Genomic DNA, 11,875 nt, shown 5'->3' with positions numbered 1-11,875 from the left:
GCTGGAATCGGAATACATATCATATTTGCGGACGTGGCTCAGCGGTAGAGCATCGCCTTGCCAAGGCGAGGGTCGCGGGTTCGATTCCCGTCGTCCGCTCCATTTTGCGCCCTTAGCTCAGCTGGATAGAGCGTTTGACTACGAATCAAAAGGTCGGGAGTTCGAATCTCTCAGGGCGTGCCATTTTTACAATCAGATGCTTAACTTATGAAATTTCTTTGTGCCGGTGTGGCGGAATTGGCAGACGCGCGCGACTCAAAATCGTGAGGGAAACCGTGGGGGTTCGAGTCCCTTCACCGGCATTAATTAACGGGATGTAGCTCAGCTTGGTAGAGCACCTGGTTTGGGACCAGGGGGTCGCATGTTTAAATCGTGTCATCCCGATTCAAACCGAAAGATCGCTTTCAGTATATCTGAAGGCGATCTTTCTTTGTTATGGATAGAAAATGATGCCAACGGCAAGAGCGGAACTGAATATTTTGACAGCATCCCGGTCACAATATGAAAAACATTGAATAGAAGGGGATAACCTTGAGTGTTTTTCATTTCTTCAAGAAACTGTTCAGAAAACGGTGGAGACGTTGGAGACGCGCGATCTGGTCTTGTTCGATCGTAGTGCTCGTAGGTGTCATGGTATGGTCCGGCCAGAATATAACCGATCAGATGAAGAGGCTGCTCACCGCTACTTTCGATGAAACGCCGCTGGCTGTGGAAACGATGCAATACCTGCAAATCGAGGATGATAAGCAGGAGGAACGCAGGCAGGATCAGAGGGAATTCATGCAGAAGCTGAATACCTCGAAGGGAAAGAAGCATGTTCATGTCCGCATCACGTATGTCTGCGGCATTGAAGAGCAGGATATTGGAAAGCTTACGGCGGACGGCATTTATGAACTGATGAATAAAAATCCTTTATGGCAGGGACGGTTGGATAATAAAGGAAATGTCTGGCTCGAACAAACCGTATCCGACCTCTCACCCGCCTGCAAGCGGCAAGCCTATATGAGCATCGATGCCAACGGGAACTTAACGTTGTTTGACGGCCCGCCGGAAGAAGAGAAGGTCATGCGCACCTTCTTCCAACTGGATGTCGGCTCGATGGAATCCTCTTTGCCTAAAGACGTGATTCAGCAGCTTGAAGAAGGTATTCGAATTCAAGATATGGAAGAGTACAACAGTGTACTGTCAACCTTTAGCGACTATGCACGGGATATGGCCGAAAATGTCATGAGTCCTAGCCCTTGAAACGTCTATGCTTGTCGCTTCATCACCAAAGCCGCAGCTGCCCGGAATTTTTCCGGGCGGTTTTTTGGTGTTTAGCCGTTCCATCGGCGGTGCCGTCAGGGAAGATATAGAACTCTGGCTTACGGGATCAAAGTTTTTCCTCAATTGAGGCCGAACTTTTGTTATAATGGGAGAACGATACATATGTTCGCTTCATCAGAGGAGAGATTGGTTTGCGCATTTTAGGAATCGACCCGGGGATTGCGATTGTGGGCTTCGGGTTTGTCGATAAGGTTGGAAGCAAAGTCACGCCGGTCCAGTATGGCTGCATCCAGACGGAAGCCCATACACCGGATGAAGAGAGGCTGCATCACGTGTATGAAGGCATGCTGCAGCTTATCGATAAATATGAGCCGGAGGCCGTTGCGTTCGAGAAATTGTTTTTTAACCGCAACGTGACCACCGCGATGTCCGTATCCCAGGCGAGAGGAGTTCTCATACTGGCGGCGGTCCAGCGCGGACTCCCGATTGCAGAATATACGCCTATGCAGGTTAAGCAGGCCATCGTCGGCTATGGCAAGGCCGAGAAGAAGCAGGTACAGGAAATGGTCAGGATGTTCCTGAAGCTTCAGAGCATCCCAAAGCCCGACGATGTGGCGGATGCTCTGGCCGTGGCAATCTGCCACGCCCATTCCTACACACTTAATTCCAAATTAAATGAGGTATTGCGAAAATGATCGATTTTTTACGGGGACAGGTTGTCCACTTAGAGAGTGAATATATTGTGCTGGATGTTCAAGGCGTAGGATACCGGGTGTTTTGTCCGAATCCGTATGCTTTTGCCAAAACGGAAGGAACCGTGACGGTCTTCACCCATCATCACGTTCGTGAGGATGCCATTCTGTTGTTTGGGTTTCCGACGCGGGAAGAGCAGAAGCTGTTCCGTAAGCTGATCGAGGTCTCGGGAATCGGCCCGCGCGTGGCGCTCGGCATACTCGGCGGAGGATCTCCGGATCATGTGGTTTCCGCGATCTATCAAGAGAATATATCCTTCTTGATCAAACTTCCGGGAATCGGCAAGAAAACAGCGCAGCGCATGATTTTGGATCTTAAGGATAAGCTTGAGGGCTTCGGGAATGCGAGCATGATGACCGGTCTTTTTGCCATCCAGGAGCCGGAATCGGATGATGGCGGCTCGGCATGGTCCGAGGCTCGCGAGGGCCTGAAGGCGCTTGGTTATACGGATAGCGAGCTGGATAAAGTCTGGCTGAAGATCAAGGATTCCGGCGCAAGCGGCGAATCCGTCGATGTGCTCATGAAACGGGCACTGCAGCAGCTATTCGCTGGATAGATAGAGAATCGCTGCAAGAGAGGAGTTATATAGATGGATGATCGAATTATTTCCGCCAATCTGATGATGGACGAACAGGCTGTCGAACTTAGTCTGCGTCCGCGTTATTTGGCTGAATATATAGGACAGAATCAAGTAAAGGAAAATTTGAAGGTATATATCGAGGCTGCAAAAATGCGCAACGAGGCGCTTGACCACGTGCTGCTGTACGGTCCTCCGGGACTTGGCAAAACGACGCTGGCCAATATTATCGCCAATGAGCTTGGCGTTAATCTGCGGACGACGTCCGGCCCGGCCATCGAACGGCCTGGCGATCTGGCGGCGCTTTTGACCAATCTGCAGGAAGGAGACGTCCTGTTTATTGACGAGATCCACCGGCTGCACCGGACGGTGGAGGAAGTGATGTATCCGGCCATGGAGGATTTTGCGCTGGATATTATGATCGGGAAAGGGCCAAGCGCACGCTCCGTTCGCCTGGATCTTCCGCCGTTCACCCTAATTGGCGCCACAACCCGGGCTGGCCTGCTCTCAGCGCCGCTGAGGGACCGTTTTGGTGTAGTAAGCCGTTTGGAATTCTATACGGTAGATGAGCTGAGCTACATTGTGTCACGCAATGCTGATCTTTTGGGGATCGAGATATTGGGAGAGGCTGCAGAAGAGATTGCCCTAAGATCTCGGGGGACACCGCGCATTGCGAACCGCCTCTTGAAGCGGGTACGCGATTATGCGCAGGTTCGGGGCGACGGCATGATCACGCCAAGCATCGCGCAGGAAGCGCTGAAGATGCTCCAAATCGATCCGATGGGCCTGGATTTTATCGATCACAAAATGCTGAACGCCATGATCAAGAGCTTCCGCGGGGGACCTGTGGGACTGGATACCATTGCCGCAACCATCGGGGAAGAAAGCCAAACCATAGAGGATGTTTATGAACCGTATCTTCTACAGATCGGTTATTTGCAGCGTACGCCTCGGGGACGCGTCGTAACGCCTACAGCTTATCAGCATTTAGGCATTCCCTTTCCGGAGGATCGCCGCTAACTGAAGGAATCATGACATTTATGCATATACCATATCCAATTAGTTACAGGAGGAAAGACATACATGGATAGGAACTGGACGAAATCATTATTCGGTTGGACCACCAAAGGACTCTTGTCGCTGGCTGTTGCCGGAAGCTTATGGAGCGCGCCCGCCGTGCAAGCAGCCGCCCCTTCGTTAGATACGATTCGGGTTGCGATGTTCCTGGATCTGGGAAGCCAGTATAAATCGACAACCAATGCCGTGACGCTGAAATCCGCCGAGGCTCTGACCGCATCGCTGCTTGCCTCCGGTATTCATCAGACCCTGATGAGCATCCCTGCGAACCAGCAGGTCCGGATGAGCGTGGATACATACCGCGTTAAGGTGCTTGAGACAACGGATTGGAAAGCCGCTTCGGAAGCAGCGAAAAAGCTGCAGGCGACAAGTGACAAACCGATGCTGTTTGCGGATGGCAAGGTGTACAAGCTGTACGCCGGCATGTACGGGACAGAAAAAGCGGCCGCGGATGCGGCTGCTCGGACAGCGAAGACAGCGGCGGCATATCTGAATGGGCAAACGCCAGCCGTTAAAGGCGCGCTGCATCTGTCTGCCGGATCGTACGGATCGGAGACTGAGGCGGAGACCGTGCGCAAAGCGTATGCCGATGCCGGTCTGGATGCATTCAATGTCATGGTGCCGTCGGGGGAAACTTCGGCTTATGAGGTGTGGGTAGGCGAAGCGGCAAACACGGCCGATCTCGCTGCCGTCAAGAAAGAAGCTGCCAAGGTATCCGGCAGCCTGGTTGAACAGAACGCCAATACGCCGGGTCTTATCATAAGAAGTGACGTAAGCCTGAATCTGGCGGCTCCCCAAGAGGTGACACATTACATGCTGTCAGGTAATCAATCCGTTCTGCGGGTTGATGGGAAGTCAGGAGCGGGAACGAATGTGAAGGAGCGATCCGATCGCTCATATCGGGGCGCTTTGGAGATCGGGCAAAAGAACGGTCAATTATACCTCGTCAACGAATTGCCGTTCCAGCAGTACCTATATTCCGTCGTGGGGGCGGAGGTGCCTTCTTCTTGGGGAACCGAGGCTCTGAAGGCACAGGCCGTGGCAGCGCGCAGCTATGCACTCTTCCAAGGTAATAAATTCGAAGTAGCGCATGTCGTGGACACCACGCTGAGCCAGGCCTATTATGGGACGGCTTATGAGTATCCAAGCATTATTCAGGCAGTGGATGCAACCGATGGCGAAGTCGTCATGAAAGACGGCAAAATCGTGGAAACCGTGTTTTCTTCCAACAGCGGCGGGATGACGGCGGACTCCACCGAGGTCTGGGGCAATCGTAACGATCTGTTTGCCGCGGTGGAAAGCCCTGGCGACTCCTCATCCCAGGCCGCGCTTAAAGCTTGGTATCATGTGCTTCTTCCGAGTGGCGTTACGGGTTACGTGCGTGAGGACAATGTAAAGGAAACCGGCAATGCAACATCGGCAGGTCTTCCTTATATGACTGTTACCGCGAAGGATACCAACGTGCGCCCGCTGCCGCTGATCCAATCGAACGTTGAGCCCGTAAGCAAGATGAATCCGGGAGAAACGGCCGTCGTCCTGGACAAAGTCGCGGAATCCAACAGCTTCGAATGGGTTCGAGGCCCTTATACTTCGGATCAATTGCTGGCCACTTTAAAAGGAAAAACCGCCAATAGCCTGCCGGCCTCCATTACTACGCTGGATGTAACGGAGCGAGGCCCGTCCGGACGGGCCCTCACGGTGAAAGCCAACGGTCAAGTGCTGGACGTAAAATATCCGGATATGTTCCGCTCGGCTTTTAACGGTCTGCCAAGCACATTGTTTGATATTGAATCGACCGGAAGTTATACTGTATTGAGCGCGAATGGTGCGGTATCAACGGTTTCGAGCGGTCAAACGGTATCCGTCATTTCCGGAAGCGGAAACGGAAACGTCAAAGGCTCCGGCACCGTCGTGATGAATGGAACGGGGACAGCACGCGTAATCGAAAGCTCTCCGGGCTTTAAATTTACCGGTAAAGGCTTCGGCCACGGACTGGGCATGTCGCAATGGGGTGCCAAAGGAATGGCTGACGAAGGGTATGATTATAAGCAGATACTCCAACACTATTACCGCAACACGACTATAACGAAGGACTGACCGACATGAATGTGGATTTGTATGATTTTGAATTACCCGAACACTTAATTGCGCAGACGCCGCTGCTGGATCGAAGTTCTTCCAGGCTTCTCACGCTGAACAAAGAGAGCGGACAGATAAGCCACCAGACGTTTGCGGATATCATAGACAGCCTGAATCCGGGCGATACGCTCGTATTAAACGATACGAAGGTAATCCCGGCCCGATTGTTCGGCGAAAAGGAGGATACCGGCGCGAAAGCCGAGGTCCTTCTGCTGAAGAATATGGGAGAAGACCGTTGGGAAGCACTCGTAAAACCCGGCAAGAAGCTGAAAAAGGGAAACGTGATTTCCTTTGGCGAGGGGAAACTAAAGGCGGTCATCGAGGAGGAAGGAGAAATGGGTGCTCGCACCTTGTCCTTCTCGTATAAGGGGATTTTCCAAGAAATCCTGGATGAACTGGGCCAAATGCCGCTCCCGCCTTATATTAAGGAAAAGCTGGATGATCGCGATCGTTATCAGACCGTATACGCGAAGCATGAAGGATCCGCAGCCGCGCCGACGGCAGGCCTTCATTTCACGGAGGCTCTCCTGGAACAAATCCGGGCCAAGGGAGTGGACATCGCCTTCATCACTTTACATGTGGGACTGGGAACATTCCGCCCGATGTCCGTGGATCAGGTCGAGGACCATGTCATGCATGAAGAGTACTATTCCCTATCCCAGGAAACGGCAGATCTGCTGAATGAAACGAAACGGCGCGGCGGCCGGGTTATCGCCGTAGGAACGACCTCCTGCAGAACGCTGGAGACGGTAGGCTCACAGTTAAAGGGCGAGCCTCTGCGCGAGAGCAGCGGCTGGACAAGCATTTTTATTTATCCGGGATACTCTTTTACCGTGGTGGATGCGCTGATTACGAATTTTCATCTGCCGAAATCCACGCTGGTCATGCTGGTCAGCGCGCTGGCCGGACGCGAACACATCATGCATGCGTACAAGGAAGCCGTTGACAAAGAATACCGTTTCTTCAGCTTTGGCGACGCGATGTTTATCTATTAATTTCGGAGGTTGGTTATTACAATGGCAGCAGCTGTTACTTATGAACATATTAAAACGTGCAAACAATCGGGCGCCAGGCTCGGCAGAGTGCACACCCCCCACGGCGTAATCGATACGCCGACATTCATGCCTGTCGGAACGTTGGCAACCGTAAAAACGATGAGCCCGGAAGAGCTTAAAGCGATGGATGCCCACATTATTTTGAGCAACACCTATCACCTCTTCCTGAGACCGGGACATGATATTGTGAAGGAAGCAGGCGGATTGCACAAATTCATGAACTGGGACCGGCCGATATTGACCGATAGCGGCGGTTTCCAGGTATTCAGCCTGGCGGAAATGAGAAAAATATCGGAAGAGGGTGTACATTTCCGTTCGCATTTGAACGGAGATAAACTGTTCATCTCTCCAGAGGTCGCAATGGAGATCCAAAACGCGCTGGGATCTGATATTATGATGGCCTTTGATGAATGCCCGCCTTTTCCTGCGGAGTATGAGTACGTCAAGCAATCCACCGAGCGGACTTCCCGCTGGGCTGAACGCTGCCTGAAGAGTCATGCCAGACCGGAGGACCAAGCCCTGTTCGGCATCGTGCAGGGAGGCATGCATGAGGATCTTCGCCGTCAGAGCGCCCGTGATTTGACTTCCATGGATTTCCCGGGTTATGCTATTGGTGGACTTAGTGTGGGAGAATCGAAGCAGCTTATGTATGAAGTGCTGGATTACACGGTGCCCCTGTTGCCGAACAATAAGCCTCGCTATTTGATGGGAGTCGGATCACCGGATGCGTTGATTGAGGGCTCGATTCGTGGTGTGGATATGTTCGATTGCGTGCTTCCGACGCGGATCGCCCGCAACGGGACAACGATGACAAGTCAAGGCCGTCTTGTCGTTCGAAATGCTCAATATGCCAGGGATTACGGACCGCTGGATCCGGAATGCGACTGCTATACCTGCCGTAACTACTCGCGTGCTTATCTGCGCCATCTGATCAAGAGCGACGAAACGTTCGGACTGCGATTGACGACGTATCATAATCTGCATTTCCTGATCAATTTGATGCGGAGCGTGCGTCAGAGTATTATGGAAGACCGTCTGCTTGATTTCCGCGATGAGTTTTTTGATAAGTACGGCCTACACGATAATGAAAAAGGGTTCTAAAGCAAGATCATGGCCATCATGATAAGTTTGTGAAAGGGGGGAAAGAAATGTTTGGTTCAGTTGAACTCGCAGCAGCGCAAGGTCAGGGTGGAGGCATTTTGGGGTTGATTTTGCCTTTCGTTCTGATGTTCGTCATCTTTTATTTTCTGCTTATCCGTCCACAGCAGAAGAAACAGAAAACAAGAAACGCAATGCTTAGCGCCTTGTCCAAAGGAGATAAAGTGGTAACGATCGGAGGCCTTCACGGGACGATCGTGGAGATTACCGACGACATCGTGGTTTTGAAAGTGAACGACGTAACGAAGTTGACGTTCGACCGCAACTCGGTAAGCCATAGCGTGAATACGGATGCATAATCTCGTTTCACCTACATATGGAAAGTCATCGCTATAAACAAAGGCCGACTCCTTTTAGGAATCGGCCTTTGTTTTTTTATCACTGGGCGTGAAGTGCACCGAAGTCGTTGCAAGGTTTTATTTTTTTAAGTTAACCCCGAACATTCCCCCGATGGCCCCGGCAGCAAAAACCGTGGCAATCAGCGTCAAATCTCCGAGTGACAAGGAACTATCCAAGGCTAGAAAGCCGATGACGAGCAGCGTAATCCCATATACCAGCCCGGTCAGGCAGCCATAATACCAGCCTTTGTTACCTGCGCGTTTGCCGCTCACACAGCCCCCAATAAAGGCCGCGACGGCATGTACCAGAAACGTGTAGAACGATAAATCATCCTCGGCCAGTCCGCTGCCCCACAGCAGCAGGGATAGCGCCAATGCGCCAAGAAACATCCAGAAATAAGAATACAAGAGTCCTGAAAGAATCGGATTGGTGATCCTGAAAGTGAATACTCGCCGGATCGGTTCCATGAATCATCCCCCTTAACAAATCTTGATAATTCCATTGTATGGCCAAGCCTGTACATATAGTACAAACTGAACATTTTGCATCGGGTTTTGCAGGATTACCATTAATTAATCAATTGTAATCGAATGGGAAGAGCTGCGGCAGGCCAGAATAGCTGTACATGAGAATGTTCGACAAGCTAGGGAGGGATTGTTTATGTCTCATATGACTATTCTGATTCTGCGGACCGTTCTGATGTATGTGGTTATCTTTGTTACCATGAGAATCATGGGCAAACGGGAAATCGGAAAGCTGTCTATCTTCGATTTGGTCATATCCGTCATGATCGCAGAGATCGCCGTTTTTGTCCTCGAAGATGTCCATAAACCGATTTGGGACGGACTAGCTCCTATCGCCGTGTTGGTTGCCATTCAGGTAGGACTTGCCTACATCGGCCTGAAAAATCGAAGCATACGGCTGTTTGCGGACGGAAAACCCAGCATACTGGTATCCCGAGGCAAGCTTCACCGCAAAGAGATGTCAAAGCTTCGCTACAATCTGGATGATCTGATGCAGCAATTAAGGGGAAAGGACATCGACAGTTTGGCAGACGTGGAATTTGCGATTCTCGAAACTTCCGGCCAGCTCACTGTTATTCCAAAAGATGCGGACAACGGTTCGAACCGCTCGAATAGTTCATCAAGTTCTTCCAACGCCTCAAGCTCCACTCATTCTTCAGGTGCTTTATCCAAGGCCAAATCCGAAACAGGAAACCCTACCGTTGTTGATATTCCATACGATAAAATTACGTACGAAGGACTGCCCATTCCGCTTATATTGGATGGAAAGGTGCAGGACGAAAACCTTGAACTGATTGAAAAAACAAGGTTCTGGCTGAAAAACGAGATTCAAAACCACGGAGCCAAGGATTTTAAGGATATCTTCCTATGCTCCATCGACCATAAAGGACGTATTTACATCGACCGCAAAGACAGGGACTAGCGGCGGCTAAACTTGTTGAACCAGGTACCGACGACAGGGACGCGTTCCAGATCCCGGGGCGTTACCAGCTTGGTCATGAAAATCATGATGAAATAGACCAGGATGCCAACCACGATCGAGGTCCAAAACTGCAGCCAGGGGGTCGTTGAGAACGGAAGATGTCTATACCCGTAAAGAACGCAGGCACCCATAATGATCATGACGGCAGCGATTTTGACATAGTCGAGCAGGCGGAAGCGAAAGCCGATCAGCCTGGAGAGACTAAAACCGTGAAGCAATGTAACCGCGATGCTGTTAACGATGATGGCAATGACGGCCCCTATGATGCCGAAGGCGGGGTTGGATGCCAAATATACGATAAGGCTCATCTTGATGATCGCACCGAATAAGGTATTCAACAATGCCCGTCCCGGGCGGTCCAATGCTTGCAAGGCAGCTTGAAGCGGGGACTGCACATACAGAAACAAGGCAAAGGGCGCCATGATTTTGAGCATATCGCTAATCTCGGCGTTGTCGTAGAGCAGCAGGCACAGCGGCTCAGCCAGGACAAACATAATGATGGCAAACGGAGCTCCCGAGACAAGAGCCAGCCGAAGGGATTGATTCATTCGCTTATGGATGGTAGGCCGGTCGTTGCGGGCCGCTGCCTCCGATAGGGAAGGCACCAGGGAGATGGCCAGGGAAACGGTCAACGCACCGGGCAATAGCAGGAGCGGGATGATCATGCCTTGCAGAGCGCCGTATTGGGCGGTGGCCACGGATGTCGCGATACCTGCCATGGCGAGGCTGCGATTGGTCAGTATCGTTTCCAGCAGGTAGGAGAAGGACCCTACCATCTTTCCGCCCGTTACAGGCAATGCAATGCCGAATAACCGCTTCAGGATGCCTTTATTCGAAGAAGAGTCTTCCGGCGCTTTTTTTTCAGATACGGCTTCTTGTGGCTTAGGTAAAAGTTTGTTCGTTCTTCGGCCCTCGCCGGAATATTGTAGCAGCAGCGCAATCATGCCAATCAGCTCGCCCACGGCTGTTCCAAGCATGGCCCCGGCTGCCCCGTAAGCGATGCCTTTGGGCATCAGGAGATGCGCAAACCACAACATGCAAATAATTCGGACTATCGTCTCGATAACGGAGGAACTTGCAGAGGGGATCATATTTTGTTTGCCCTGGAAATATCCCCGGTAGACCGACGAAACGGCAATGATGATCATCATGGGCGTCATGCTGATGAAGGTTTGATATACACGCTCGTCCGGCAAAAGCACGCCGGTTACCCAAGGAGCAAGCAGCAGGCTTAGTCCCGTGAAGAGGGCACCTGCCGTAATCGTCAGCATCAGGCTGACATGCAGAATTTGCTTGGAAGCATCAGGCTTCCCGGCACCTTCCGCTTCGGCGACCATTTTGGCAATAGCTAGCGGAATACCGCCCGTGATGATGGTCACGAGCACGATAAAGAAGGGGTACCCCAATTGGTAAATTCCGACACCCTCAGGTCCGATGATCCGGGGAAGGGCGATCCGGGGGATAAAACCGAGTAGGCGGTTTAATATGCCGGCTGCAAGTAAAATCAGCGTTCCTTTAATAAACGATTGCTTGTTCACTGTCCATCCCACTCCCTGGTTAAGGCTGAATACGTTGACACGACATGGCTATTCTTATGGATATGCCCTACCTGTCCCATCTGATGACTTTACTTTTTTTTCTGGACATGGTAGGAATAGAAGGAAAGCCATATGTCATGTCGAATGTAACTTAGGGACAACAGGGAGTCAGTGAGGAGGCCATATGCATGGAACTCGAGCAAATGAGCGAGGAAGAATTGATGAGCACCATTGAGATGGTATGCTTGAGCAAGGTTGAGGAAATGCATTTGATTGGGTACGAGTATGTGACGAGCGACGATATTTGGAACTGTGTCAGCAGCAAGTACGAAAAGGAAGGCGTTCCGTCCCTCCACCAATTGGTCAACGACATTCTGTCCTTGAAAGCAACAGCCTTGATGAACTATATGACAATATCAGCATATAAGGGATCTTCTTTCGATTAATCGAAGAGGTCCCTTTTGCCT

The 11,875-nt window shown here is 51.3% G+C and carries 12 protein-coding genes and 4 tRNA genes; 14 read left to right on the top strand and 2 right to left on the bottom strand.

The window, feature by feature from the left end; genetic code table 11:
• Window positions 1-27 precede the first annotated feature (27 nt).
• From RB298_RS30975 to yajC, 12 genes are all read left to right on the top strand, one after another.
• Window positions 28-102: transfer RNA gene (locus RB298_RS30975), tRNA-Gly, on the top strand.
• Between the two features lie 4 nt (window positions 103-106).
• Window positions 107-183, top strand: a tRNA-Arg gene (locus RB298_RS30970).
• Window positions 184-222: 39 nt separating this feature from the next.
• Window positions 223-302, top strand: a tRNA-Leu gene (locus RB298_RS30965).
• An 8-nt stretch (window positions 303-310) separates the two neighbouring features.
• Window positions 311-384 (top strand) — tRNA-Pro (locus tag RB298_RS30960).
• Window positions 385-531: 147 nt separating this feature from the next.
• Complete coding sequence (locus RB298_RS30955; RefSeq protein WP_486050146.1) at window positions 532-1,245, top strand: BofC C-terminal domain-containing protein; 714 nt, start codon at window positions 532-534, stop codon at window positions 1,243-1,245.
• Between the two features lie 212 nt (window positions 1,246-1,457).
• Complete coding sequence (ruvC, locus tag RB298_RS30950; RefSeq protein WP_009592782.1) at window positions 1,458-1,961, top strand: crossover junction endodeoxyribonuclease RuvC; 504 nt, start codon at window positions 1,458-1,460, stop codon at window positions 1,959-1,961.
• Window positions 1,958-2,575: a Holliday junction branch migration protein RuvA gene (gene ruvA, locus RB298_RS30945; protein WP_009592777.1), complete on the top strand. Its 618-nt coding sequence runs from the start codon at window positions 1,958-1,960 to the stop codon at window positions 2,573-2,575. The genes ruvC and ruvA overlap by 4 nt, the downstream gene beginning before the upstream one ends.
• A 33-nt stretch (window positions 2,576-2,608) precedes the next feature.
• Window positions 2,609-3,616 (top strand): Holliday junction branch migration DNA helicase RuvB, encoded by a 1,008-nt coding sequence (gene ruvB, locus RB298_RS30940; protein ID WP_009592741.1) that lies wholly within the window; start codon window positions 2,609-2,611, stop codon window positions 3,614-3,616.
• 63 nt (window positions 3,617-3,679) lie between these two features.
• A complete protein-coding gene (locus RB298_RS30935; protein WP_375121110.1) occupies window positions 3,680-5,770 on the top strand; it encodes a SpoIID/LytB domain-containing protein in 2,091 nt (696 codons plus the stop codon).
• Window positions 5,771-5,775: 5 nt separating this feature from the next.
• A complete protein-coding gene (queA, locus tag RB298_RS30930; RefSeq protein WP_096772924.1) occupies window positions 5,776-6,807 on the top strand; it encodes a tRNA preQ1(34) S-adenosylmethionine ribosyltransferase-isomerase QueA in 1,032 nt (343 codons plus the stop codon).
• A gap of 21 nt (window positions 6,808-6,828) precedes the next feature.
• Window positions 6,829-7,968: a tRNA guanosine(34) transglycosylase Tgt gene (gene tgt, locus RB298_RS30925; protein ID WP_096772925.1), complete on the top strand. Its 1,140-nt coding sequence runs from the start codon at window positions 6,829-6,831 to the stop codon at window positions 7,966-7,968.
• A 47-nt stretch (window positions 7,969-8,015) separates the two neighbouring features.
• Window positions 8,016-8,324 carry a preprotein translocase subunit YajC gene (yajC, locus tag RB298_RS30920; protein ID WP_096772926.1) on the top strand — a complete coding sequence of 103 codons (309 nt, stop codon included), beginning with the start codon at window positions 8,016-8,018 and terminating at the stop codon, window positions 8,322-8,324.
• 117 nt (window positions 8,325-8,441) lie between these two features.
• On the opposite strand, the gene RB298_RS30915 is transcribed toward yajC, so the two are convergent.
• Entirely contained in the window at window positions 8,442-8,831 is a 390-nt protein-coding gene (locus RB298_RS30915; RefSeq protein WP_015734038.1) for a TIGR04086 family membrane protein, read from the bottom strand.
• Window positions 8,832-9,024: 193 nt separating this feature from the next.
• Between RB298_RS30915 and RB298_RS30910 the strand changes: the two genes are divergently transcribed.
• A complete protein-coding gene (locus RB298_RS30910) occupies window positions 9,025-9,810 on the top strand; it encodes a YetF domain-containing protein (protein WP_015734039.1) in 786 nt (261 codons plus the stop codon).
• On the opposite strand, the gene spoVB is transcribed toward RB298_RS30910, so the two are convergent.
• Window positions 9,807-11,408 (bottom strand): stage V sporulation protein B, encoded by a 1,602-nt coding sequence (gene spoVB / locus RB298_RS30905; RefSeq protein WP_096772929.1) that lies wholly within the window; start codon window positions 11,406-11,408, stop codon window positions 9,807-9,809. The genes RB298_RS30910 and spoVB overlap by 4 nt on opposite strands.
• A gap of 188 nt (window positions 11,409-11,596) precedes the next feature.
• Here spoVB and RB298_RS30900 point away from each other — a divergent pair, with 188 nt between their 5' ends.
• Complete coding sequence (locus RB298_RS30900) at window positions 11,597-11,854, top strand: post-transcriptional regulator (protein WP_096772930.1); 258 nt, start codon at window positions 11,597-11,599, stop codon at window positions 11,852-11,854.
• The last annotated feature ends 21 nt before the right edge of the window (window positions 11,855-11,875 follow it).

Source organism: Priestia sp. BR_2, from assembly GCF_041954005.1.
In the GTDB taxonomy this organism is placed as follows: Bacteria; Bacillota; Bacilli; order Paenibacillales; family Paenibacillaceae; genus Paenibacillus_AQ; species Paenibacillus_AQ lautus_A.
The sequence above is the reverse complement of the archived record's forward strand: the minus strand, read 5'-3'. Positions and strand labels throughout refer to the sequence as shown.